26 protein-coding genes and 2 pseudogenes are annotated in these 22879 nt (G+C 56.9%); 17 read left to right on the forward strand and 11 right to left on the reverse strand.

Translation table 11 applies throughout. The features are described from left to right. Positions 1-51: 51 nt before the first annotated feature. Positions 52-948: a phosphoribosylaminoimidazolesuccinocarboxamide synthase gene (locus tag RSAL33209_RS08135; RefSeq protein ID WP_012245261.1), complete on the reverse strand. Its 897-nt coding sequence runs from the start codon at positions 946-948 to the stop codon at positions 52-54. Then, positions 945-2249 (reverse strand): phosphoribosylamine--glycine ligase, encoded by a 1305-nt coding sequence (gene purD / locus RSAL33209_RS08140; protein ID WP_012245262.1) that lies wholly within the window; start codon positions 2247-2249, stop codon positions 945-947. Before purD ends, RSAL33209_RS08135 begins: the two co-directional genes overlap by 4 nt. A gap of 83 nt (positions 2250-2332) precedes the next feature. Between purD and RSAL33209_RS08145 the strand changes: the two genes are divergently transcribed. The 9 genes from RSAL33209_RS08145 (at position 2333) to RSAL33209_RS08185 (ending at position 9658) form a co-directional block, all read left to right on the forward strand. Then, on the forward strand, positions 2333-3337 hold the full coding sequence (locus RSAL33209_RS08145) for an asparaginase (protein WP_012245263.1): 1005 nt from the start codon (positions 2333-2335) through the stop codon (positions 3335-3337). Next, complete coding sequence (locus tag RSAL33209_RS08150; RefSeq protein WP_049758925.1) at positions 3337-3738, forward strand: sterol carrier family protein; 402 nt, start codon at positions 3337-3339, stop codon at positions 3736-3738. The genes RSAL33209_RS08145 and RSAL33209_RS08150 overlap by 1 nt, the downstream gene beginning before the upstream one ends. After that, complete coding sequence (locus tag RSAL33209_RS08155) at positions 3735-4055, forward strand: hypothetical protein (protein ID WP_012245265.1); 321 nt, start codon at positions 3735-3737, stop codon at positions 4053-4055. The genes RSAL33209_RS08150 and RSAL33209_RS08155 overlap by 4 nt, the downstream gene beginning before the upstream one ends. A gap of 31 nt (positions 4056-4086) precedes the next feature. Then, positions 4087-5673, forward strand: coding sequence for an amidophosphoribosyltransferase (gene purF, locus RSAL33209_RS08160; RefSeq protein WP_012245266.1), 1587 nt, complete (start codon positions 4087-4089; stop codon positions 5671-5673). After that, on the forward strand, positions 5670-6788 hold the full coding sequence (purM, locus tag RSAL33209_RS08165) for a phosphoribosylformylglycinamidine cyclo-ligase (protein ID WP_012245267.1): 1119 nt from the start codon (positions 5670-5672) through the stop codon (positions 6786-6788). The genes purF and purM overlap by 4 nt, the downstream gene beginning before the upstream one ends. Before the next feature lie 203 nt (positions 6789-6991). After that, complete coding sequence (locus RSAL33209_RS08170) at positions 6992-7567, forward strand: type IV toxin-antitoxin system AbiEi family antitoxin domain-containing protein (protein ID WP_041684601.1); 576 nt, start codon at positions 6992-6994, stop codon at positions 7565-7567. A 14-nt stretch (positions 7568-7581) separates the two neighbouring features. After that, positions 7582-7806: a hypothetical protein gene (locus RSAL33209_RS08175; protein ID WP_145962061.1), complete on the forward strand. Its 225-nt coding sequence runs from the start codon at positions 7582-7584 to the stop codon at positions 7804-7806. Positions 7807-7991: 185 nt separating this feature from the next. Then, positions 7992-8384, forward strand: a complete 393-nt coding sequence (locus RSAL33209_RS08180) for a YciI family protein (protein ID WP_012245270.1) — start codon at positions 7992-7994, stop codon at positions 8382-8384. Beyond that, positions 8381-9658 carry an RNA polymerase sigma factor gene (locus RSAL33209_RS08185; RefSeq protein ID WP_012245271.1) on the forward strand — a complete coding sequence of 426 codons (1278 nt, stop codon included), beginning with the start codon at positions 8381-8383 and terminating at the stop codon, positions 9656-9658. The genes RSAL33209_RS08180 and RSAL33209_RS08185 overlap by 4 nt, the downstream gene beginning before the upstream one ends. Positions 9659-9775: 117 nt before the next feature. Here RSAL33209_RS08185 and RSAL33209_RS08190 read toward each other — a convergent pair whose 3' ends face one another. Further along, positions 9776-9964: a DUF3073 domain-containing protein gene (locus RSAL33209_RS08190; RefSeq protein ID WP_041685427.1), complete on the reverse strand. Its 189-nt coding sequence runs from the start codon at positions 9962-9964 to the stop codon at positions 9776-9778. A gap of 302 nt (positions 9965-10266) precedes the next feature. Between RSAL33209_RS08190 and RSAL33209_RS08195 the strand changes: the two genes are divergently transcribed. Beyond that, positions 10267-11070: a hypothetical protein gene (locus tag RSAL33209_RS08195; RefSeq protein WP_012245273.1), complete on the forward strand. Its 804-nt coding sequence runs from the start codon at positions 10267-10269 to the stop codon at positions 11068-11070. A 228-nt stretch (positions 11071-11298) separates the two neighbouring features. Here RSAL33209_RS08195 and RSAL33209_RS08205 read toward each other — a convergent pair whose 3' ends face one another. Continuing rightward, a complete protein-coding gene (locus RSAL33209_RS08205; RefSeq protein ID WP_041684604.1) occupies positions 11299-11556 on the reverse strand; it encodes a hypothetical protein in 258 nt (85 codons plus the stop codon). Positions 11557-11566: 10 nt separating this feature from the next. Here RSAL33209_RS08205 and RSAL33209_RS08210 point away from each other — a divergent pair, with 10 nt between their 5' ends. After that, on the forward strand, positions 11567-11863 hold the full coding sequence (locus RSAL33209_RS08210) for a hypothetical protein (protein WP_049758926.1): 297 nt from the start codon (positions 11567-11569) through the stop codon (positions 11861-11863). Between the two features lie 81 nt (positions 11864-11944). On the opposite strand, the gene clpB is transcribed toward RSAL33209_RS08210, so the two are convergent. Then, positions 11945-14560, reverse strand: coding sequence for an ATP-dependent chaperone ClpB (clpB, locus tag RSAL33209_RS08215; protein WP_012245275.1), 2616 nt, complete (start codon positions 14558-14560; stop codon positions 11945-11947). Positions 14561-14905: 345 nt separating this feature from the next. Here clpB and RSAL33209_RS08220 point away from each other — a divergent pair, with 345 nt between their 5' ends. Further along, complete coding sequence (locus RSAL33209_RS08220; RefSeq protein ID WP_199533216.1) at positions 14906-15331, forward strand: hypothetical protein; 426 nt, start codon at positions 14906-14908, stop codon at positions 15329-15331. A gap of 52 nt (positions 15332-15383) precedes the next feature. Here RSAL33209_RS08220 and RSAL33209_RS16240 read toward each other — a convergent pair whose 3' ends face one another. The 4 genes from RSAL33209_RS16240 to RSAL33209_RS08235 all read right to left on the reverse strand — a co-directional run bounded on the left by RSAL33209_RS16240 (position 15384) and on the right by RSAL33209_RS08235 (position 18990). Further along, positions 15384-16013, reverse strand: a complete 630-nt coding sequence (locus tag RSAL33209_RS16240; RefSeq protein WP_012245277.1) for a tetracycline resistance protein — start codon at positions 16011-16013, stop codon at positions 15384-15386. Between the two features lie 51 nt (positions 16014-16064). Then, entirely contained in the window at positions 16065-17318 is a 1254-nt protein-coding gene (locus RSAL33209_RS16245) for a GTP-binding protein (RefSeq protein ID WP_049758928.1), read from the reverse strand. A gap of 155 nt (positions 17319-17473) precedes the next feature. Next, positions 17474-17731, reverse strand: a complete 258-nt coding sequence (locus RSAL33209_RS08230; RefSeq protein WP_041684605.1) for a hypothetical protein — start codon at positions 17729-17731, stop codon at positions 17474-17476. Between the two features lie 5 nt (positions 17732-17736). Then, positions 17737-18990, reverse strand: coding sequence for a glycosyltransferase 87 family protein (locus tag RSAL33209_RS08235; protein ID WP_012245280.1), 1254 nt, complete (start codon positions 18988-18990; stop codon positions 17737-17739). Between the two features lie 119 nt (positions 18991-19109). Between RSAL33209_RS08235 and RSAL33209_RS08240 the strand changes: the two are divergent. Then, positions 19110-19959: pseudogene (locus RSAL33209_RS08240) on the forward strand (DUF4031 domain-containing protein). Here the strand turns inward: RSAL33209_RS08240 and RSAL33209_RS17055 are convergent. Beyond that, positions 19889-20317, reverse strand: coding sequence for a MarR family winged helix-turn-helix transcriptional regulator (locus RSAL33209_RS17055; protein ID WP_325050142.1), 429 nt, complete (start codon positions 20315-20317; stop codon positions 19889-19891). The pseudogene RSAL33209_RS08240 and the gene RSAL33209_RS17055 overlap by 71 nt on opposite strands. Next, positions 20247-20399, reverse strand: a complete 153-nt coding sequence (locus RSAL33209_RS17775) for a hypothetical protein (protein ID WP_012245282.1) — start codon at positions 20397-20399, stop codon at positions 20247-20249. Before RSAL33209_RS17775 ends, RSAL33209_RS17055 begins: the two co-directional genes overlap by 71 nt. Before the next feature lie 169 nt (positions 20400-20568). Between RSAL33209_RS17775 and RSAL33209_RS08250 the strand changes: the two genes are divergently transcribed. The 4 genes and pseudogenes from RSAL33209_RS08250 to RSAL33209_RS20030 all read left to right on the forward strand — a co-directional run. Beyond that, positions 20569-20970: a YccF domain-containing protein gene (locus RSAL33209_RS08250; RefSeq protein WP_041685434.1), complete on the forward strand. Its 402-nt coding sequence runs from the start codon at positions 20569-20571 to the stop codon at positions 20968-20970. A gap of 141 nt (positions 20971-21111) precedes the next feature. Beyond that, the gene (locus RSAL33209_RS08255; protein ID WP_012245284.1) at positions 21112-21426 is read left to right on the forward strand and encodes a MerR family transcriptional regulator; all 315 of its coding nucleotides are present in this window, start codon (positions 21112-21114) and stop codon (positions 21424-21426) included. Beyond that, entirely contained in the window at positions 21423-22529 is a 1107-nt protein-coding gene (locus RSAL33209_RS08260) for an aldo/keto reductase (protein WP_012245285.1), read from the forward strand. Before RSAL33209_RS08255 ends, RSAL33209_RS08260 begins: the two co-directional genes overlap by 4 nt. A 143-nt stretch (positions 22530-22672) precedes the next feature. Continuing rightward, positions 22673-22855 (forward strand): annotated as a pseudogene (locus RSAL33209_RS20030) (hypothetical protein); the annotation flags it as partial. Between the last annotated feature and the right edge of the window lie 24 nt (positions 22856-22879).

Consider the following 22879-nt stretch of genomic DNA (forward strand, 5'->3'; position numbering starts at 1 on the left):
CAGAACGACAGTCTTCTTGCTAACGCGATGCTGTCTGGCTATCTGAAACGGCTAGAAAGTTTCGCCGGTGAGCTTCTCGTACGCCTCGACGTAGCGTGCGCGGGTGCGTTCGACGACGTCGGCCGGCAAAGCTGGCGGCGGCGCGTTAGTCGTGCGGTCCCAGCCCGACGCCGGTGAGGTCAACCAGTCGCGAACGTATTGTTTGTCGAAACTCGCCTGCGCCTGGCCCGGCGTCCAGAGTGCGGCATCCCAGAACCGGGAGGAATCAGGCGTCAACACCTCGTCGCCCAAAGTCACTACCCCGGCTTCGTCCAGGCCAAACTCGACTTTGGTATCTGCCAAGATAATTCCGCGTTCGCGAGCAATTTCTTCCGCACGACGATAAACGTCTAGGGTCAGCGAGCGCAAGGTTTCGGCGTGTTCCGCACCGACTGATTCAACGACCGCGGCGAAATCGATATTTTCGTCGTGCTTACCGACTTCTGCCTTAGCCGACGGGGTGAAGATGGCTTCTTCGAGCCGGGAGCCATCAAGCAGACCCGCGGGCAGCGGCAGCCCAGCCACGCTCTGCAGTTGACGGTACTCCGCTAGCACCGAGCCAGTGAGATATCCCCTGGCAATGCATTCCACCGGAAACATTTCCAGCCGACGGCAAATCATCGCTCGGCCGGCCACCAACTCAGGGACACCGTCCGCCACGGTGCTGGCCAAAACGTGGTTTGGCACCTCCAGCTGGTCAAACCACCACAAACTCAACCGGGTTAAGATTGCGCCCTTATCCGGAATTTCGGTGTCCAGAACGTAGTCGTAGGCGCTTATCCGGTCGCTAGCTACCACCAGCACTCGATCTTGAGCACCGTCCGCTGGCTCATATAGATCCCGCACTTTGCCGGAATACACGTGCTTCCAGCCGGGCAAGGCTACGACCGGAGCCAAGAAGCCGCTCATCGGGGAACCTGCGTAGCGCTTGCAGCAGCAGGAGCTAAGACTTGGCCGCGAGCTGCTTTTGCGGCGATGTCTCGTCGAAACTGCCCGCCGGGTAACTGAATGAGGTCAATTCCGTCGTAGGCCCGCTCCCGGGCTTCAACCAGGTCTTCGCCCAAAGCGACCACGGCCAAAACGCGGCCGCCAGAGCTAATGACTTTTCCGGCATCGTCGGTTGCGGTGCCTGCGTGCAGCACGTGCACCCCATCAAGAGCATTGGCTTTCTTCAGCCCACGAATCCGTTCCCCCGTGCGTGGCGTTCCAGGATAGTTTTCCGCAGCCAGCACTACGGCGACTGCGCTCTCCTCTGCCCAGCGCAGCGGTTCGACGTCGGCAAGCTGGCCTTTAGCGGCCGCTAATAGCAGCCCGCCCAAGGGTGTGCGCAGCCGCGCCAGCACAGCTTGCGTTTCCGGATCACCAAATCGAGCGTTGAATTCAATCACTCGAGTGCCCCGACTTGTCAGGGCCAAGCCGCAGTACAAAACACCAACAAACGGGGTACCTCGGTGCGCCATTTCGTCGATCGTTGGCTGCGCAACTCGTGCGATAACTTCGTCTACGAAGCCTTCCGGTACCCAATCCAAAGGCGTGTAGGCGCCCATGCCGCCCGTGTTTGGACCTTCGTCTTGATCGAAGATCCGCTTGAAATCCTGTGCGGGTGCCAACGGGACGACGTCCGCACCATCTGAAAGCACGAAAAGTGAGACTTCTGGGCCATCCAAAAATTCTTCAATCACCACGGTGCCACCGGCGTCGAAACAGGTTTGCGCGTGTGCCAGCGCTTCGTCTCGGTCACTAGTCACCACAACACCCTTGCCCGCGGCCAGACCATCGTCCTTGACCACATACGGGGCACCAAAGGTATCCAACGCTTCGAGGGCCTCAGCAGAGTCAGTAGCAACTCGCGCCATCGCCGTCGGCACAGAAGCGCTAGCCATCACCTGCTTGGCAAAGGCCTTGGAACCCTCAAGCTCTGCAGCGGCTTGGCTGGGCCCGAAGACCGGAATGCCCGCTTCGCGAAGAGCATCCGAGACTCCCGCCACGAGTGGCGCTTCCGGACCAATCACTACCAAATCGGCCTCTAGCTTTTGCGCCAGAGAGGTCACCGCAGCTGGATCGTTGCCGTCAATCGCGTGGGTGGGCACTAGCGCCGCAATCCCTGCGTTACCGGGAGCTACGTGCACCTCGTGCACATAAGGGTCAGAGAGTAACGAACGGACAATGGCGTGTTCGCGGCCGCCGGAGCCGATAACAAGAACTTTCACGGACCCAGCCTACCTAGCCGAAGGGAGCGGTACTATTCGGGGCGGGCCAGATTATTCTTTGAAAATCCGGGATACTTGTCTTCGTGGTCAATACCTTCCTGGCGCAAGACGCCGTAGAACTTGCCGTAGTCGAACGCAGCGGCTTTATCGAATCCCGGCACATCGGCTCGGTTGTCGTTACTGCCGCTGACGGTTCGGTGGTGACGAGCTTGGGAAATCCCACCGCTCCGATCTATCCCCGATCGACGTTGAAACCATTTCAAGCGCTGGCATCGATGCAGGCTGGCGCGCCATTACGCGGTGCTCAGGCTTCCATGGCGAGTGCGAGCCATGTGGGTTCGTTGGAACACATGGATCTGGTGAAGTCGATGTTGGACAAAGCCGAGCTCAGCGAAGAAGACCTGCAATGCCCTCCGGCCTGGCCGCAAGATTCCGAGGCTTACCAGTGGCTGCTCCGCACAGACCGAGGCAAATCACGGCTCGCGATGAATTGCTCCGGAAAACATTCCGCGTTCTTGTGGGCTTGCAAAGAAAACGGCTGGGATTTGCGTAGCTATTTGCAGCTAAACCACCCCTTACAACAACTAGTGATGACTTTGATCGAAGAATACTGCGGTGAAACTCCGGTGCACGTTGGAATCGATGGTTGTGGCGCTCCGGTAGCGGCAATCTCCTTACTTGGCCTTGCCCGCGGTTACGGCAAACTTGGCGGCTCCCCCTCAGACAAGCACGCAAACGCGCGAGCGGCGACCATCGCTACCGCGATGCTTGACTACCCGTGGACGGTGGAAGGCCGAGGTAAGCCCAACACCATCGTGATGGAAGACGTGGGCATTTTGGCCAAACTGGGTGCTGAGGGTGTGCTGGCGTTGGGCACTGAGACCGGCGTCGGCGTCGCGGTCAAAATGTTGGATGGCAATGGCCGAGCTGCGACCCTGGTGGGGCTAACCGCTTTAGCCGCAACCGGGGCGGTGGATGCATCTTCAGTGGCCGCGGTGCTGGGTAAGGTCGTCGAACCGATTCTTGGCGGTAGTGACGTGGTGGGCCAGCTCCGGTTGGGTGCAGCCGTTTCGGCATTGCTGGATTAATAATGACCGCCAAACGTCGAATTTCTGCAGCCGACGGTCAGGCGGCACTGGCCGCCTGGCGCGGTGGCGCTAAGGAACGCACGACGACGGCGACCTCCGTGCGGTTCAGCCTCGAAGAGCTCACCGCCCGTGCACCAGGGAATTCGGTGGAAGTTCGAGTGCCGCCATTTGGGGTGACCCAGTGCATTGAAGGCCCTCGGCATACCCGAGGTACGCCGCCAAATGTGGTGGAAACCGACGCCGTTACCTGGCTTGAATTGGCGCAGGGCTCCCTTGATTGGTCCACGGCATTAGCCTCCTCTCGGGTGCAGGCTTACGGGCTCCGAGCCGATTTATCCGCAGTGCTGCCGCTTTGGCATGGCACACAGAGCAGTGGCGACGAAAGTATCCTGGATAAATGACAGAACCGATTTCCTCCGACGCACCAGACGCCGCCAGCGGGCATGAAACCCGCCAGGTCACGGTTCGCCGAGCACCAAAATACGTTCCGTTCCTCATTGCTGGCGCAATACTTGGCGTTATCGCCGCGGGAATCGTTGCCGTAGTGCCACAAGACAATCAATACGATAAGAGCACGGTTTTTGGCTTTTTTGTGGTCTTGCTGATTATCGCTGGAACCGGATTTGGTGGCCTAGTCGCCCTGGTTATTGACTGGAGCGGGCGCCGAAAAGCTTCTGCCGCATTGGTTGAGGAAACTGACGAGGACGTCCAGGAGTAATAACCAGCCAAAGATGCCTTAGAATAGGTTAGTGGCACGCGGCGATGGCAAACTTTCCCACGATCTTCTCCCCGGCGAAAAAGGCCCCCAAGATGCATGTGGCGTCTTTGGCGTCTGGGCCCCTGGTGAAGAGGTAGCGAAACTGACCTACTACGGTCTGTACGCACTTCAGCACCGAGGCCAAGAATCGGCAGGCATAGCGACCTCCGATGGCGAGCGGATCAACGTTTATAAAGACATGGGCTTAGTCTCCCAAGTCTTCGATGAAACGACCCTCAATACGCTCAAAGGGCATATCGCCGTCGGGCATTGTCGGTACTCAACCACCGGATCCTCGACTTGGGCAAATGCCCAGCCCACCCTTGGTGCCACCAGAACCGGGACTGTCGCGCTGGCGCACAACGGAAATCTGACCAATACCGCCGAGTTGTTCGAGTTGGTCTTGGACCGGCACGGCCGGCCCAAGGTTGGTGAAATGGCGCAGGGCAACACCTCGGATACTGCGCTGGTGACCACGCTGCTGCAAGGCAGCGGCACGGACAGCCTGGAAACCACCGCGATGGACCTGCTGCCTCGAATCAACGGCGCATTTTGCTTTGTCTTCATGGACGAGGGAACCCTCTACGCAGCCCGTGACCCATATGGGGTACGACCGCTAGTTCTTGGTCGACTGGAACGTGGTTGGGTCGTCGCCTCTGAATCTGCCGCTTTAGCTACGGTTGGCGCTAGCTTTATCCGAGAAATCGAGCCGGGCGAATTCATCGCGATTGATCAGGACGGCGTGCGAAGCCAACGCTTTGCCGAAACCAAAGCGGCCGGTTGCGTTTTCGAATACGTCTACCTTGCCCGCCCTGACGCCACAATTTCCGGTCGCTCAGTCTACGAATCCCGCGTGGAAATGGGCCGTCAGCTGGCCCGCGAAAACCATTTCGACGCTGACATTGTCATCCCGGTTCCGGAGTCTGGTACCCCGGCAGCGGTGGGCTACGCTGAGGGATCCGGCATTCCCTTCGCCCATGGATTCGTCAAGAATGCTTACGTTGGCCGCACCTTTATTCAACCGTCGGAGACATTGCGGCAGTTGGGTATTCGGCTCAAACTCAACGCCTTAGAGTCAGTCATCCGTGGCAAGCGCCTCGTTGTGGTGGACGATTCAATTGTCCGCGGCAATACGCAACGCGCCGTGGTTCGGATGCTCCGAGAGGCTGGCGCTGCCGAGGTTCACGTCAAGATCTCCTCACCACCGGTGCGTTGGCCATGTTTCTACGGCATTGATTTTGCCTCGCGAGCAGAATTGATTGCCAATGGCGCGGCAATCGAAGAAATCTGCAAGTCGATCGGTGCAGATTCATTGGCTTACATCTCTGAAGATGGCATGATCGCGGCCACCGAACAGCCCCGCGAACGGCTTTGCACGGCTTGCTTCACCGGTAAATACCCGATTGAGTTGCCTACCGCGGACCGTTTGGGCAAGAACTTACTCGAACGCACTACCCCGCAAGCTGATGGTTCCCACGCCGGAGCCAATGGATGCGACCCCGGCCCGGGTTCCGAGCTGGAAAATCTGCTGCACGAATCTGACCCTCGGTTGGAAAAGCATAGGAAAGAAAAGGTATGAGCGAAGCGATCACCTACGCGAGCGCCGGAGTCGACGTCGAAGCTGGCGACAAGGCCGTAGAACTCATGAAGGAAGCAGTCAAAGCTACCCACGGACCCCAGGTCTTAGGCGGCGTCGGTGGATTTGCTGGCCTTTACGATGTCAGCAAGCTTCTGCAGTATCGGAAACCGCTTTTGGCCACCTCCACTGATGGCGTTGGCACCAAAGTGGCTATTGCGCAGGCCATGGATATCCACGACACGATTGGCTTTGACCTGGTGGGCATGGTCGTGGACGACATTGTCGTTGTCGGTGCCGAGCCGCTGTACGTGACTGACTACATCGCCTGCGGCAAGGTGGTGCCAGAACGCATTGCAGATATCGTTCGTGGCATCGCGGCAGCTTGCCAGCAAGCCGGCACGGCGTTGGTCGGTGGCGAAACCGCCGAGCATCCTGGGCTGCTCAGCCCGGACGAATACGACGTAGCGGGTGCCGCTACCGGCGTCGTCGAAGCTGATAAATTGCTCGGCCCAGAGCGAGTACGCGATGGCGATGTAGTGATCGCCATCGCCTCCTCGGGTCTGCACTCCAACGGCTATTCGTTGGTGCGCCGCGTAATTAACCGCGCAGGTTGGGCTTTAGACCGGCAAGTGAGTGAGCTTGGCCGGACCCTGGGCGAAGAACTCTTGGTACCCACTCGGGTTTATGCTGCAGATTGCTTAGATCTGGCCCGAACCTTTGATGTAGATGCTGAGCGCGCAGTGCATGGCTTCAGCCACGTCACCGGCGGCGGCTTAGCTGCCAACCTAGCGCGCGTATTGCCGCAGGGACTGACCGCAACGGTCGATCGCTCAACGTGGGAATTGCCAGCAATCTTCAAGTTAGTGTCCGAACTGGGTAATGTTCCGCTGCCCGATCTGGAACGTACTTTGAACTTGGGAGTCGGCATGGTCGCAATCGTCAGCGCGCAAGCCGCGGACGCCGCCGTCGCGCATTTGAACGAGCGCGGGTTGCCCTCGTGGGTCATGGGTGCCGTAGGCTCTTCGGATTCCGGCCCTCAAGATGGTCCAGACTATGTCCAAGGTGCCAAAGGCGTCGACGGCGGTGCCGTGCGAATGGCCGGCAGCTACGCCTAATTTTTTTCGCGAGTATGTCCCGTTGAATTGATCAATTCAACGGGACATACTTGTTCCTTCCCACTGAAATGCTCGACTCAGTGGGAAGAAATTTCGACGCCGCAGCACCGCACTACTCCTCCCCAGCCACGCCAAACGGCGGTTAGCCCCACAAGAGCTGCTTCGGGACAGTTATTGCCGGAATTTTCTTGCACGGTTGGGAGATGGCAGATCCAGTAAACGTGCTCAAAACAATGGGCGGCAGTAGCCGCTGGAAGACTCTTATGCGGGTTGGCGTATCTCAGAGCACCTTACGTAACGCGGTGAAATCTGGGGCTGTGGTCCGATACGGCTTCGGCATTTACGGACTTCCAGGCCTGCCGAAACTTAGAATTGCCATGCACCAAGCCGACGGCGTACCGGCTTGCCTCAGTGCGGCAGAAGAGTTGGGTTGGTGGGTGCTACACCAGCCCAAGATCCCGCACATTGCGGTCGATCACGGCCGTCAGGTGCCCTACTTCATCAAACATCGGGCCAGATTGCCGTTGTCCGCACTAGACGTCATCGTCCAGGTCTTAGACTGTGCGCCGGAGCTTGATGCGCTTGTGGTGTTGTGCTCAGCAATCCGGAAAAACAAGTCACTATCGAGGAAATTGCTGGCCGCCTTCGTGGCAGCAGGTCCCACAACGCCCGAAAAGTGCTCCTTAGACTTGATCCACACGCCGAGTCTGCGCTTGAAGTCGTCTCCCGATTTCACTGCGAAAATTCCGGACTCATTGTCAGCTCACAGGTCTTTTTAGCTGGAATGGGCCGAATGGATCAGCTCATTAATGGCGTGCTCGCCTTGGAGTTGATGGGCAAAGAGTCCCATCTTTCGGCCAAAGCCTTCGAAGAGGACCTTCGCCGTTTTAATCAATACACCACGGCTGGTGTGCCCGTGATGAGGGTTGGATATGCGTTGGTTGTCCATCGACCGGTCGAGTTTTTGGCATTAGTTCGGCGAGCTCTGGCAAAAATTTCCGCAGGTTCTTCCCACTGAATAGAGCCAGGCAGTGGGAAGAACCTAGTCTGTCCCAGCGGACTTGCAAATTGACTGGGACAAAATTCTTTCCGAATGCTGTCGATTGGTGCATAGTCGAATCGTCATGATGCTGAACCGGTCAAACGATTGGCGAACAGTCTCAACGATCGAACTCAGTAGATATTAAGACGAGGAGAAAAATCATGCGATACACACTTCTTTTGCACTATCCGGAAATGTCGCCGGAAGAACTTGGGCCCGAAGCCCTCAAAGCAGGCATGGACGGATTCCATGCTTATGCGTCGGCCCTTGAGGCAGCCGGGGTCCTGCTTTCAGCGGAGGTACTCCAACCGTCCACCGTGACTACAACGCTGCGATCGAGCGACGGCGAGCTACGTATCCAGGATGGGCCCTACGTAGAAACAAAAGAGCAAATAGGAGGCACTTTTGTGATCGAGGCGCCGAATCTCGATGTTGCGCTTAACTGGGCCAAACAGGCACCGTCAATTCAATGGGGCGACGTCGAAGTCCATCCCACTGCGACTCGCTGGTCCAGCGGACGATGGGTTGGCGGCCAAGAATCTAGCCAAAATTGACCAATGCTGCTGAGGCACGGGCCGCCGTCGAACGGGTTGCCCGTGCCTCTTACGGCAGGCTGCTAGCACTAGTCGCCTCGCGCACCGGAGACATTGCCCAGGCAGAGGACGCGCTGGCCGACGCCTTTGAGCGAGCCCTCAGCAGCTGGCCGCTAACCGGTCAGCCAACAAACCCGGAAGGCTGGTTACTTACCGTGGCGCGGAACAGACAACGTGATGATCTACGCAGCGCCGCTTATCGACTGGCATCGCCGCTAGACGAAGCATTGCTACCTGTACTGGATGCGCTCCCGGACGACTTGGCACTCAACAGTTTTCCCGACGAGCGACTCGCGCTGCTTTTCGCTTGCGCACACCCAGCAATTGATCCAGCTGTTCGTACTCCGCTGATTCTACAAACCGTCCTGGGTTTCCAGGCGAACCAGCTAGCACCGGCTTTTGCGATCCCCACCGCGACTTTGGCACAGCGACTAGTAAGAGCAAAGCGTCGAATCCGAGACGCCGTGATTCCGCTGACCGTTCCTGAACCCAACTTATTGCATGAGCGCTTGCCTGCGGTCCTTGAGGCTATCTACGGCTGCTACTCAATCTCCTGGCAAGGCTCTCAACAGGCTTCCGTGAAATCGGCATCTTCCGAAGCCCAGTACTTAGCTATCAGCGCTGCTGCTTTACTTAAAAACGAACCAGAGGCGTGGGCGATCGCCGCTCTCATCACACTTTCGATGGCCCGATCCTTAAGTAGAGATCAAGGACGTTACCTGCCGGTTGCCGATCAAGACCCTAGGCTGTGGAATGCTCGGCTAGTCGCCGAGGGCAATCAGTATTTGCGGCGGTCCGCAGTTACTCGGGCAGAGCATGCACACTTGCTTCCCATTGCGCGCTTTGAGCTAGAAGCAGCAATACAATCGATCCACTGCACCCGAATCGATGGTCTAGAGCCCAATGCCAATGACCTACTAACGCTGTACTCCGCGCTGATGCGCGCCGCGCCAACTTTAGGCGTGCTTATAGCCTTAGCCTTGGCCACGGCAAAAGTATCTGGCCCGATTACTGGCCTGCAAATACTCGACAATACCAACGACGCTCGGCTGACAAATTTCCAGCCGGCTTGGGCCGCACTCTTGAGTGAAGCTGGCGATGACGACGCTGCTAACAAAGCCTACTTACGAGCCGTGGAATTCGCTGACAGCGCAGAAACAGGAAGCTGGTTGCTTGCACGGATTACTTTTGACCAGCTCGCCGCCGAAGGCTTCACCGGGCATACAAAAGGCTAAGCTGTTGCTGAATTGCTCTTCAGCGCAGCACAAAGCATCACCGGATGCTTAAGCGGAAATTGATGTTCGAATCTAACCGATACGTCGGCTGTCTACATCGTCCTCATCGTCGTCAGACTAATCAGCGTATTTGTCTTCATACGCTGAATAGTCAGGCTCCGGAATCTCTTCCGTAAAGCGATTTGAGGCAGGGCTGGATGGATGCGATAGCTCGCGTTCCAGCGCATTGTAGTCAGTGCTCGGAGAGTAGTACTTCATATCCCGAGCCTGCTTGGTAGCTTTTGCCTTTTGACGGCCGCGCCCCATGGCGTGACCCCCTTTTGTACTTGTACCGGAGGTGGTCACCCTGGAATACAGAGGAGGCCCCGGAGTTTTCGGTCAATTTGTCGTATCTATAGATTACATGCTTTCAGCGTGCTCTGTGCGAACTTGAACGTCATCATCCAGATTTAGTCGCAACATGCGTAGCAAATAACCCTGCCAACAGGGTGAGAACTTCGGTAGAGTCACATGTCAAGGATGGATTTTGTGGTCTCATGAATGATTTAGGCTAAAAAATTGAATAAATCTGCTGACGCCAAGGTAGACCAGGAAGGTGCTAGGTTCCCATGAGCGAACAGGACAACAACACAAAAGGAGCCGGGCCCGAGCCGACTCCGAATCTGCCAGAACCGACCTTGGGCGAAGCCCAAATCAGTCCAGACGCGGCAAAAGAAGCGTCGCTAGACGAAGCCGCAGCTGAAGCAGCAAAAGTCGAAGCTGAGGCTGACGAGAACACCTCATCGCGAACTGAGCCCTCCTGGCTGGATAAAAGCGCTGCATCTAATGATTGGGATCACGCCTTCGTCTCATCTTCCAGTACTCCTGCTGCTGGCATTACTCCCACTGGCGCATCCGCTGCCCCCGAGGCAGAGAATCCGTCCTCCGCCGGCAAACCGGTTCCCGAAACAGCTCAACCAGACGTACCGTCGGCAGAAAATGACTGGGGCGCAGACGAATCGACAGTTCTGCGAACCAATTTCAATGAACCGCCTGTAGTCAGTAATCCCTGGAGTAAGGCCGACGAGCCCGCGAGCGAATCGCCAAAAACAGCAGAAGGTACTCAGCCTCCTGTTCCCAGCGAGCAAGCCGCTCAACCAGCTCCGGCAGAACCGGCCGCGCCTGCTGCTCCGGCCGAGCCTGCTTCCCAAGCCACGCAAGCGGCCCAGCCCACCCAATCGTGGTCTCGACCTGACGAAGCCCAACCATCCGCACCGCAATCTGCAACATTGGGCAGATCAGTCGAATCAACCCGGGCGAGCTCCCGCGCAACAAACGGGCCAACAATATGGCCAGCCGCTCGCCCCGCCATATGGTCAACCAGCGCAGGGCGCTCAGCCGACTGGCCAGGGAGCCCAAAGCGCTGGACCTAGCCAACCCAGCCAACGTTGGCAGAATGCGGCGAACACCGCCCCAACCAACCTGCCCGCGCCTTATAGCCAGCCAGCGGCATCCCCTTACGGAAACCCCGGTCAGAATGCACAACCGGGAGTGCCCGGAAATCCACCGTCAGCATGGAACCAACAACCTGGCGGACCACAAGGGCCCTACGGTCCCGGAGGTCCGCAAGGTCCCGGTGGCCCATTCGGGTCCGGCCAACCTCAGAAGAGCAATACCAAGCTCTGGATCTTTGTTGGAGCTGGCGTCGTGCTAATTGCCTTGATTGTTTTGGTAATTTGGCTGGTCAGCACGCTCATCGGCGCAAACAAGACCGCCGACTCTGATCGGTCACCAGCCGCATCAGCCTCATCCCAAACGTCCAAGAGCCCGACGTCGTCAAGCGCTCGTCCCAGCAGCTCGGATGGGTCGGCTTTGGTGCCGAACGCCTCGCCGTCGACCTGGCTTGTTGGCGACTGCATCCGGACTTATGTGGATATCAACACTAAAGCTGACGTCGTCAGTTGCAGCACCGGCCACTCGGGCCAGCTGATTGGCACTTTCTACTACAAGGACTCAGATGCCTTCCCGGGCGCTGACGCGCTAAAGGCCAAAGGTGATGCATACTGTGCTGTCATCTCGCTCACCTCGGATGCAAGTAATTACGACATCCGCCAACAATATGGATATCCAACTGAATCAACCTGGGCGAAGGGCGACGGCCGAATTGATTGCATCGCCTATACCAAGGGCGGGGACATCATCAAGGAAGACCTCATCAAAAAGTAGTCCGTAGGAACCTTAACAAAAAGGTGAGGGCCCGACGTCACAGCTAACTGCGACGCCGGGCCCTCACCTTTAAAAACGACTTTAACCCTTCCGCACCGTCAATCCAGATCCAGGAATTCCAGTCGATAATTCATCAACGTCGGCTGCTACATCAACCAAAACCGTATCGCCGTCTTCGATCTCGCCGGAAAGCAAGCCCTTAGCTAAGCGATCGCCAATTTCTCGCTGCAGCAACCTTCGTAGCGGCCTGGCCCCGTAGGCCGGGTCATAACCAGTCATGGCGAGCCAAGCCCTTGCCCCATCAGCAACCTCAAGCACCAAGCGTCGCTCTTGTAACCGGGCGGCAAGCAACTGCACCTGGAGGTCGACGATTACCGAAAGCTCTTCCACGCTCAACGCGTCGAACATGACGACCTCATCGAGCCGATTCAAGAACTCCGGCTTGAACGCGGAATTGACGATTGCCATCACCGAATCGCGCTTTTGCTTCTCGTCCAGCATTGGGTCAACCAGAAATTGCGAGCCGAGGTTCGACGTCAACACCAAGATCACATTTCGGAAGTCAACGGTGCGGCCTTGTCCGTCGGTTAGCCGACCGTCGTCGAGCACCTGCAAAAGGATGTCGAAGACCTCTGGGTGCGCCTTTTCCACCTCATCGAGCAAGATCACCGAATAAGGCCGACGGCGCACCGCCTCAGTGAGCTGACCGCCCTCTTCGTATCCGACATATCCGGGAGGCGCGCCGACCAAGCGAGATACCGAGTGCTTTTCCGAATATTCACTCATATCGATCCGCACCAAGGCGCGTTCGTCGTCGAACAAGAAATCAGCGAGCGCCTTGGCGAGCTCGGTTTTTCCCACACCAGTGGGTCCCAGGAAAAGAAACGAACCCGTCGGCCGATCCGGGTCCGAGATACCAGCCCGGGATCGTCGCACCGCATCAGAAACCACCGAAACTGCCTTAGTCTGCCCAATCAATCGTGCGCCAAGCGCACTTTCCATACTGAGAAGCTTTTGGCTTTCGCCTTGCAGCATCCGGCCGGCGGGAATTCCGGTCCAGGCAGAAATAACCTCGGCAATGTCATCAGCAGTTACTTCCTCGGCCACCATCAATTCGGGCTTTTCGCCCAGCGACTCTTCAGCTTGCTGCGCTTCGACTAAGGTCTGCTCTAGCCCCGGAATCTCGCCGTAGAGAATCCGTGACGCCTGCTCTAAATCGCCTTCACGTTGGGCCTTTTCAGCGATGGAACGCAGCTCGTCCAGCTTTGCCTTGAGCTCGCCGACCCGGTTAAGCCCCGCCTTTTCAGCTTCCCAACGTGCATTGAGTCCGGCCAGCTCTTCTTTCCGGTCAGCCATATCGGCTCGTAGCGCAGCCAATCGTTCAATTGAGGCAGCATCACTTTCGCCATCCAGGGCTAGCTCTTCCATAGTCAACCGATCGACGGCGCGGCGAAGTTGATCGATTTCCTCGGGTGCGGAATCAATCTCCATCCTGAGCCGTGAAGCTGCTTCATCGACGAGGTCGATCGCTTTATCCGGAAGCTGACGACCGCTGATATACCGATTAGACAACGACGCCGCCGCGACCAGGGCCGAATCAGCAATCGAGACCTTGTGGTGCGCCTCGTAGCGCTGTTTCAAGCCGCGCAGGATTCCGATGGTGTCGTCCACGCTTGGCTCGCCAACATAGACCTGCTGAAACCTTCGCTCAAGCGCTGGATCCTTCTCTACGTGTTCGCGATATTCATCCAACGTCGTGGCACCAATGAGGCTCAATTCGCCGCGCGCGAGCATTGGCTTTAGCATATTGCCAGCATCCATAGCACCTTCCGAAGCACCAGCGCCAACCACTGTGTGGATCTCGTCTATGAAGGTCACAATCTGGCCGTCCGAGTTCTTGATTTCCTCAAGAACCGCTTTGAGTCGCTCTTCAAACTCGCCGCGATACTTCGCGCCAGCAACCATCGCACCAAGGTCTAAGCTGATCAACGATTTTCCGCGCAGACTCTCCGGAACATCGCCGGCGACCATGCGTTGGGCCAAGCCTTCAACGACGGCAGTCTTGCCAACGCCTGGCTCACCAATAAGTACCGGATTATTTTTAGTCCGCCTGGAGAGTACTTGTACTACGCGCCGAATCTCGGAATCGCGGCCAATAACCGGGTCGAGCTTGCCGGAACGAGCAATTTCAGTGAGATCGGTACCGTACTTTTCGAGTGCCTGAAAAGTGTTTTCTGGATCGGCAGAGTTGACCTTGCGATCACCTCTAATTCCAGGCAAAGCCGCACGAAAAGCCTCTACTGAGGCTCCGGCGTCTTTGAGGATCTGCGCCGCTGGGTCGGAGCCGGCGGCAATACCAACAAGCAGGTGCTCGGTGGAAACGAAGCTGTCTCCCATTGACTCGGCTTCTTGCTGCGCCGCTTGGACTACCTGAAGCCCGGCTCGAGAAAATTGCGCTTGCGCCACGGTGCTACCCGAGCTGGTGGGCAACTCCTTGATGGCGGCTGAGGCTTTGACACTCACCGCATCAGGGGCGACGCCGGTGGCTTTCAAGAGCGCTACCGCGACTCCTTCGCGTTGATCCATCAACGCTTTGAGCATGTGCGCCGGTTCAACTTGCGGATTTCCAGCAGTTGAAGCGTTCATCGCTGCTGCCGAAAGAGCCTCCTGGCTCTTAGTGGTAAATTTTGCGTCCAATTGATCACCCTTTCATAGCTAGAAATTGACTACTGAAAATATAGGCACGATGTTGCGCACCTGTCTTCACTTGATAAAACCATCATTAATTAACTTGAGCCTACTACGCTCAAGTTCAAAAGAAAAGTTATCCACAAGCTACGACAACTCTGGATGACTATCCGAGAACAAGCTGATGAATCGCAGCTGGCAACTTACCGGGAATGATGAATTCGCTCTTGTGCCGCGACACGCTGTTGCGTAAATTCCAAAGCGGCCTGAAGGCCTACCTACCACTTAAGGAATCGGTACATGATGCGAAAACTCTGTCAGACCCTCCTCGTGCTCTGCGTTGCTGCAGTTACAATGTTCAGCGTCGCCAGCCCCGCCTCGGCAGCCACGAAACTCAGTCAATCCGAGGCAGCTTCACAGCTCAGTGCGGTTGGCGTTACCTGGTCCTCAAGCGGCAACTGCACCACACGGTCAAACTCAACCTGCACCTCCTTCGACCAGATCAATCAGTCCACCGTGACCGGCGTCGTCACTTTGAAAAAGGCCAGCGGCTGCGCATTGAACATCACCGGCGGCACCGAAGTTGGCCACGCATCCGGCACACAAAGCCACTACAACGGCTACAAAGTTGACATTGCCAAGGCCACTTGCATCAATGACTACGTGAAAAACAGCTTTACTAAGATCGCAGATCGTGGCGACGGCTACCCGCAGTGGCGTTCCTCCGCTGGCAACACTTACTGCGATGAAGGCAACCACTGGGGCATCACCTACATCTGAGTCATTGCGGACTAGCGGTGCTGAGCTACGAACGCCAAATACTGTTGGCGATTCAGCGGATTACCGTCGGTCCTAGGTCGGGCGGCGGCACTTTTACTACCGGTCGGTACCCAGCCGGGTGCGACGTCGAGGTGCCGTCGCCAGCGGTCAAATCTGCCAAGCCTTGCGTAACGCAAATAGCCGACGCTGCCGGAAGCACTGCCGTGATCTGGCATCGCTCGGCCGCAATCTCTGTCGAGGTTGTTTTAGCGCCCGCTCGGCCCAACATGCCAATTACCGCGCTGAAAGCACTCAGCGGAATCTCGAGCGAGATTTCGCTGAGCGGCTCACAGACCTCGGTTCCAGCGCGAGCCAAGGCTCGCATGAGCACCAGGGGCAACAACCGCCGGAAATCTCCCGCCGCACTCATCACTGAGTCGTAGGCGGTATGAGTAATAGTGACTAAGCAATCGGTGACCTGCCAGCCAGCCAATCCTTGGCTCAAGCAATCTCGTACGGCTTCTGCCAATGCCACGTGAAATGACAGCGGCAGGGCACCTAATTCGACTTCCAGAGCCACTCTTATTCCAGCGGATGAATCTTCAGGCTCAACCCGAAGACCTATCCCGGCATAAAATGGATTACTCGGACCAAAGTCTTCTATCGCAGCTCCCACTCCGCGAACTTTCTCGATATACACCACGCGCGGAAGACTAAAATTCGCCTCAATGCCGCACTCGCTCAGCAGTCTTTCTTAAATGACCTCCTGCTGTATTTGGCCATAAAGATTGACTACCGATTCACCTTCACCCGGATCTAGTCGCGCCCCAACCAGCGGATCTTCATCGGTCAGTTGCAAGAGCGCCTCATGTAGTCGCCGCTTTTGCGTCGCTAGGCCCGGTCGCACCACGGCCTCAAGGCCAGGCCGTTCAATCTGCGGCATCGTGATCTCTTCTGATCGGCTACCGAGCTGATCGCCAATCAACAAACCTGTTCGACTAGAAACTAAGGCAATTCGACCGGCGGCTGCTTTGCCATCTAAAAGTTCGGTGCCATGGTCAATAACCTGCACTCGCGAAAGCCGCTCTCGAAATGGTTCGCAATCTGCGGCATCAACCCGGCGAAATACCTCAACCGTGTCCTGTGCCTGGACGCTGCCAGCGTCCAGGCACAGGTAGGCGCTACGACGACCTGATTGATCACGGGCCACCTTGAATACCGTGCCATGCAGCGGCGCCGCTTGATTCGGCTCAGCAGCAGGTAGCAACCAAGTCAGCGCATCCATAAACTCGCCGACGCCGACTCCGGCCAGCGCTGAACCAAAAAAGACCGGATGGGCTAACCCACTTCGGCTGGCGCTACCTAGCCAAGTTTCCATCCGGTCAGTAGAACTCCGCTCAACGTTCTTCGGCCCGGCAAGATAGGCCTCCAGTGCCTGTTCGTCCGTCTCGGCAAGCTCAGCCAAGAGGTTTTCCGGCCCTTCTGAGTGCGCAGACCACGAGCAGATGCTCGCCCCTTTGGCAGACAACCCGCTCACGTAGTTCATCACCGGCAACACACCATCAACGCGGGCGCGCAGTTCCTCGATCAACTGAGCATCCCGAGCCCCTGACCGATCAATTTTGTTGATAAAAATCAAACAAGGGATTCGTCGCTCAGTCAGCACTGAGAGCAACACCCGGCTCTGAGCTTGTAGCCCCTCCACTGCCGAGAGAACTAAGACAGCAGCATCGAGTACCGAAACAGCTCGTTCAACTTCAGCCACGAAGTCGGCATGTCCGGGCGTATCTATCACATTTATACGAACGCCACGATGGATGAATGAGGCGATCGCGGAGCGAATCGTGATCCCCCGACGGCGCTCAATGTCGTCGTCATCAGTATGGGTGTCGCCGTTATCTACTCGGCCAAGATGGTCAGAGACACCGGCTTTGAAAAGCAGTTGCTCCGTCAGTGTGGTTTTACCAGCGTCTACGTGAGCGAGAATTCCTAAATTGAGGGTGGGCATGCACAAAGTCCTTTGCGGGAAGGTTCGGATGAATGCTCAAAACTCCGAACGCTTGGCGCATGTGCTTGCCCTCTCTTGCGCTGGTAATTCGGCGGCCAACGACCACCATCAGATTCAGCGTAACCCGTTGATTAGCGTTTTGTCGCCACGCTGGACTAACCGTCCTTGTCTTGCCCGACCTTTGGCAGTTTGTACTTTAGATACTGCCTCAAACCGAAGCCGGCTAAGGACAAAGCCAGAAAACCAAAACTCACCGTTCCCATGATCACCAAAACCGTTGGTACCCAGGGCAGATCGCCGGTAAAAGAACGGAGGAACATTGACGCAAGGTACAGCAACACAAAGCCCACCAACCCGATAGCGATCATGCGCTTTCCGGTCTTCAAATGTTTCTGCGGCACTTCATTTTCCATAAGCTTCAAATCGCTTGCTGTTGCTGATTGCGACGGATTACCTTTCGTAGAATGGGCGCTTTCCAGAAGGCAACCGTCCACCAAATCATGGCGGCGACGCCCCAGAAGACACCGATGCTTGAAGCCATAAGCCACAAGGTAGGAATTTGTTTGTCCAAGTTTTGTGAGCCGAAAAGCACCCCGATGGTTTTCGGTGAATAGAGGAAGATCGGGATCGAGGCCAACAAAAGCACCATTCCGGAAACACGCAGAGCTTTGCGCTCAATTGACAGGTCAAAAATGTTGCGAGCCAGCACCGGAATCAGCAAAGCAACCCAAACCCAGTGGTGCGACCAGCTAATCGGCGAAACCAAGAGCATGAGCAACGCGGTTACCGCGATCCCGGTCATCCGCTCGCCCCGCCGCTCAGCCTCGCGCACCACAAGAAATGCCGCCGCAGTAAGCAAGATTCCCAGCAAAAGCCACGGCGCGTTGACGGCGAAGTCAGGACCAAGGAAGTGCAGAATCGCGCCCTTGATCGAAAGATTATCGACGTATCCGGCACCACCAATACGTGAGGTATCCGGCAGCAGCTGAAACCAGTACGCAACTGACTCCTTTGGCAAAATAGCGAACCCAAGCGCGATTGTGCCGACGAAGCCCAGAACCATGTTCCGCAGGCCCCGCCAGTTGCGTGTTGCCACAAAATATAGACCGAAAACCAAAGGCGTGAGCTTGATACCAGCCGCGATACCGATCAGGAGCCCGGTAGGCCAGCGCTTCTTATTGATCAGAAAATCAGCCATGACCAGACCGAACAGCAAGATATTGATCTGACCAAAAGCCATCGTCTCGCGCCACGGGCCGAAGGCCATCACTAAGCCAATGCACACCAAAGCCGCCGGCCGCAGCCAAGGGTGCCTCAGCACGTCCTTGATGCTCTTCTGTCGGGCTAAGTAGCGGACGGCGAGCAAGCCAGTGAATACTGCAATCACTACAGAAATTGCGATGAATATTGCCAAGCCCACACCCTGACCGCACAAGGCAAGCACCGCAAAGAATAGGGCCGAAAACGGTGAATAAGTGAAAAGCAGGTTGTTATAAACCGCGCTGTAGAGCTCACCCTTACCTGCCAGCACGCTTTGGCCACCCGAAATGTAAACACCAAAATCGAGACCAAAAACCGGGGCTGCGGTAAATGCGCCAAAGATGAGCAGCCCGGCAATGAGCAGAGCGGCCAACGTTACAAGCGTCTTGGAAAGTGTGGTGCGAAGAGTCACGAAGATCTATTCTCCCTTATTCTGTGACAAAAAGTCTCCCTGACGTCCATCAAACAGCGAATCCTCAGCTCACCCCCTGAATTGCCAGCAGTCGGCGGCAGCCGGATTACACTGCCGTTATGCCCGTGTTTATTGACCCACCGATGTGGCCCGCGCACGGGACATTCTTCTCCCATCTGATTTCGAATACCTCGTTAGCTGAATTACACGAGTTTGCCGCTAGCGCCGGGATCCCGGTGAAAGCCTTCGACCGGGATCACTATGATGTGCCCCAGCGCAGATACCAAGATTTGATCGATCAGGGCGCACAAGCAGTCGACGGCGGTCGGCTAACCCGGGTGCTGCTGGCCAGTGGTCTTCGAGTACCGGCCAGAGCGCGGAATGAATCATTGGAAACTGCGTTGGGAGGCGACTGTTCCGGGGCACGCCAGCATTGGTCGCGAGCTGCTTACCCGATGGGCAGAACCGCAGCGGCACTATCATTCGCGTACGCATCTATTGGCGGTTTTGGAAGCAATCTCAGTCTTGGAGGCCACGCCGCCCCGCGCCGTCGTGCTTGCCGTCTGGTTTCACGACGCGGTGTATCAAGGGCTGCCTGGTCGTGACGAGGAGGATTCAGCTCGACTGGCTGAAACTGTGCTCGCTGGGGTGGTCCCCGTCGAAGAGATCCGGGAAACCGCCCGGTTAGTGCGGCTGACCATTGAGCACAACCCAGGTCCCAATGATTACAACGGCGCGCTACTCTGCGACAGCGACCTGTCCATCCTGGGCTCATCGGAGCCCGAATACGCCCACTATTTAGCGGCTGTTCGCCAGGATTACGCACACGTCTCAGATCACGATTTTGCCAAGGGTCGAGCCGCAGTAGTCCTTGAATTATTGGCGCTCGATCCGCTATTTAGATTGCCTCAGGCTCAGCAACTTTGGCTTGAGAAGGCGCAGCAGAATCTGCGGTCTGAACTACATTGAGTGTGGACTGCAGGCTTGCCACCTGTTGAAGCAGTTCGGTAATTTTCTGCTCACCAAGCGATGCCTTAATCTGGGCCGCCCACTGAGTTCGCCGCACCTCAACGACTTCCAGCGCCTGCCGGGCGGCCGATGTCAGTTCCAGCACCGGAGCTCGTCGATCAAGGGGATTCAGTGCCCGAAGCAGTAACCCTTTATTGGCTAGGCGATTGACGGTCTCCTGCACGCTTTGTCGACGCAGTCCACGCGCCCTAGCCAACTCGGCCGCCGTCGTGCGCTGGCCCGACCCCTCATTGTCGCTTGAGGTAACCCAGCACTTGCCACTGTGCCGCCGAAATTCCAGCGGGCTGGGCCAGCTGATCGCCGGCTTGGATGAGTGAGCCGTTGAGCCGGAAGACAGCGTCTACAAGCAGGGAAACCGAGTCGGAAGTGGAGTCAGGCATGCTCCATTCACGCTTTTGCGGCAGGCCCCTGTCAACTTCACCATATAGCTTGGACAGAGTGTCTTTGCCTGAGATCAAACGATAGCGCGCGTTGGGCGTGGCTGAAAGGCGCGCCAATTTCAGGGTTTTCCCGGATGTGGTTACTGCTGAGATCAGGCAGAATCGAAGTGTGAAAACGATTCTAAATGTCATTTGGCTGCTCTTCGGTGGAATCTGGTTGGCGCTGGGCTATGCACTAGCCGGCGTCATTTGCTGCGTCCTCATCATCACCATCCCTTGGGGCATCGCTTCGTTCCGGATTGCTGGTTACGCACTATGGCCGTTCGGCCGGATGGTGGTTGATAAGCCCGGCGGCAATGGAATCGCCGCAACTCTAGGTAACGTCATCTGGCTTTTGGTCGCCGGGATCTGGATCACCATTGGCCATGTATTGACCGCATTCGCAATGGCCATCACGATTATTGGGATTCCGCTAGCCATTGCGAATCTGAAGCTCATCCCGGTTTCTTTGATGCCATTGGGTAAGCAAATTGTGCCTACGAGCCAACCGTTCATCGCGGGCTATCGCTGATTCGAGGTTTCGGATAGCCAGGCGACTTTGCGTTAGCTAGAAAGAGGCCCTTCTGATTAACGCAAAGTCGCCTGGCTATCCGAAAAGAAATTCCGACGCAGGGGTTGTGCTGGAGCGCACTCCAGGTCATAGCCTGAGGGCATGTTTCCGCGGATCGCCCGTGGCGGTGATCGACGCCGAAAGTACACCGAGGGTGATATCGGCCGAATTATGCTCTTGGTCAAGCTCCGGCGAACCGGTATGTCCGTACACGATATGCAACGCTTCGTGACCCTCCTAGCGGGTGCGGAAGAAACGCATCAAGATCGAATGACGCTGCTCTTGGAGCACCGAATTAAGGTGCTGTCGCAACTAGATCAAGTTCAAGCAGACCTGGCCGCCCTGGATCACAAGATTGCGTACTACGAAGCCTCTCTTTCCACTGAAGACAACCCCAGCGAAGCCGGAGAAAAATGATTCACCTTGGCGATAATCTGCAAGTAAGCTCGCTTGGCTTTGGCGGGATGGCACTCACACCCGTTTACGGTCCGGCTGATCCGACAGAGTCGCTAGCCACGCTGCACCATGCGGTCGACGCCGGAGTGAGCTTTCTCGACACGGCAAATGTTTACGGAAATGGCGCCAACGAAGAGCTCATCGCCAATCTGTTGCGCAGCCGTCGCGACGAGGTGCACTTGGCAACCAAGTTCGGAATTTTGGGCAATCCAGCCGACGGCGGTGTCAGCACTCGTGGCGATGCCAGCTATGTGGCCCAAGCCGCAGAAGAGAGCCTGCACCGGCTGGGCATCGAAACGATCGACCTCTATTACATGCACCGCCGAGACACCTCGGCACCAATCGAGGAGACGGTCGGTGCGATGGCCAAGCTCGTGGCCGAAGGAAAAGTCCGCCACCTGGGCCTTTCTGAAGTTACCGCTGAGGAGCTTGACGCAGCACACAAAATCCATCCGATAGTCGCGGTGCAGAGCGAGTGGTCTATCTGGAGCCGCGATGTGGAAACCAACATCGTGCCCACCGCGGCCCGGCTTGGCGTGGGGTTTGTGCCCTATTCACCCTTGGGGCGAGGATTTTTGACCGGAACCGTGAACAATTCAGATTTGGCAGAAAATGATTTCCGCCGCAAAATTCCGCGATTCGCCAACGGTTCATTCGACGCCAACCATTCCGTGGTCACGGTGGTTCGCTCAATCGCTGCCCAACTCTCGAGCGACGAATCCCAGGTTAGCCCCGCCCAAGTTGCCTTAGCCTGGCTGTTCGCCCAAGGCCAGAAGCTTAGCTTGCCGGTAGTACCAATCCCCGGAACTCGCCGAGCGGCGCGAATCGACGAGAATCTTGGTTCGCTCGTTTTGAAACTCAGTGAGCAGCAACTTGCCGCGCTCGACCAGGCGGCGGGCGTTCTGCCGATCCCAACTGGGTTTCCCAAGGACGCGAGAACAGCTAAAGCTAGCGGCCTGAGGCCCTCCACTGCGCCTCTGCCCCGAACTTATTCGGGCAGAGGCGTTAGGCTATTGCCACCGGACGACGGCGAGCGCAAGACCTGCGGAGTGGAGAACCTATGACCATCGAGAGAATGCACCGACGGACCCTCCTTCGCGGCGGCATTGCGGTGCTTGGCGCAGCGGGCCTTGGCACGATGGGAATTGGCTCAGCTTTTGCCGGATCTGCTCGTCCGCAAGCGGCCACCGTACCGGGTTGGCTTCCAATGCCAGAGAAACCACAGAACCTCATCGCGAGTTTAACCGGACAAGATGTTGCCCCGGGCAGCGCGGTGGCAATAAGTAATTCCGGCGGCCGGTTTCTTTCACTCAACGGTTACTCGGATTTAGAAGCTCAAAAACCTTTGCAGATCAGTGATCGATTCGGCTTTCGTAGTGTGACCAAGAGCTTCGTTGGCACGGTAATACTTCAG

It is taken from the genome of Renibacterium salmoninarum ATCC 33209 (assembly GCF_000018885.1).
Classification (GTDB): Bacteria; Actinomycetota; Actinomycetes; order Actinomycetales; family Micrococcaceae; genus Renibacterium; species Renibacterium salmoninarum.

Excerpts from the sequence above, each read along its gene's own strand:
- RSAL33209_RS08135 (WP_012245261.1), bottom strand. The coding sequence starts at position 948 with ATGAGCGGCTTCTTGGCTCCGGTCGTAGCCTTGCCCGGCTGGAAGCAC.
- RSAL33209_RS08155 (WP_012245265.1), top strand. The coding sequence starts at position 3,735 with ATGACAGAACCGATTTCCTCCGACGCACCAGACGCCGCCAGCGGGCAT.
- purM (WP_012245267.1), top strand. The coding sequence starts at position 5,670 with ATGAGCGAAGCGATCACCTACGCGAGCGCCGGAGTCGACGTCGAAGCT.
- RSAL33209_RS08170 (WP_041684601.1), top strand. The coding sequence starts at position 6,992 with ATGGCAGATCCAGTAAACGTGCTCAAAACAATGGGCGGCAGTAGCCGC.
- RSAL33209_RS08175 (WP_145962061.1), top strand. The coding sequence starts at position 7,582 with ATGGATCAGCTCATTAATGGCGTGCTCGCCTTGGAGTTGATGGGCAAA.
- RSAL33209_RS08180 (WP_012245270.1), top strand. The coding sequence starts at position 7,992 with ATGCGATACACACTTCTTTTGCACTATCCGGAAATGTCGCCGGAAGAA.
- RSAL33209_RS08190 (WP_041685427.1), bottom strand. The coding sequence starts at position 9,964 with ATGGGGCGCGGCCGTCAAAAGGCAAAAGCTACCAAGCAGGCTCGGGAT.
- RSAL33209_RS08195 (WP_012245273.1), top strand. The coding sequence starts at position 10,267 with ATGAGCGAACAGGACAACAACACAAAAGGAGCCGGGCCCGAGCCGACT.
- RSAL33209_RS08205 (WP_041684604.1), bottom strand. The coding sequence starts at position 11,556 with ATGCAGTCGCCAACAAGCCAGGTCGACGGCGAGGCGTTCGGCACCAAA.
- RSAL33209_RS08220 (WP_199533216.1), top strand. The coding sequence starts at position 14,906 with ATGTTCAGCGTCGCCAGCCCCGCCTCGGCAGCCACGAAACTCAGTCAA.
- RSAL33209_RS16245 (WP_049758928.1), bottom strand. The coding sequence starts at position 17,318 with ATGCCCACCCTCAATTTAGGAATTCTCGCTCACGTAGACGCTGGTAAA.
- RSAL33209_RS08230 (WP_041684605.1), bottom strand. The coding sequence starts at position 17,731 with ATGGAAAATGAAGTGCCGCAGAAACATTTGAAGACCGGAAAGCGCATG.
- RSAL33209_RS17775 (WP_012245282.1), bottom strand. The coding sequence starts at position 20,399 with ATGCCTGACTCCACTTCCGACTCGGTTTCCCTGCTTGTAGACGCTGTC.
- RSAL33209_RS08255 (WP_012245284.1), top strand. The coding sequence starts at position 21,112 with ATGTTTCCGCGGATCGCCCGTGGCGGTGATCGACGCCGAAAGTACACC.
- RSAL33209_RS08260 (WP_012245285.1), top strand. The coding sequence starts at position 21,423 with ATGATTCACCTTGGCGATAATCTGCAAGTAAGCTCGCTTGGCTTTGGC.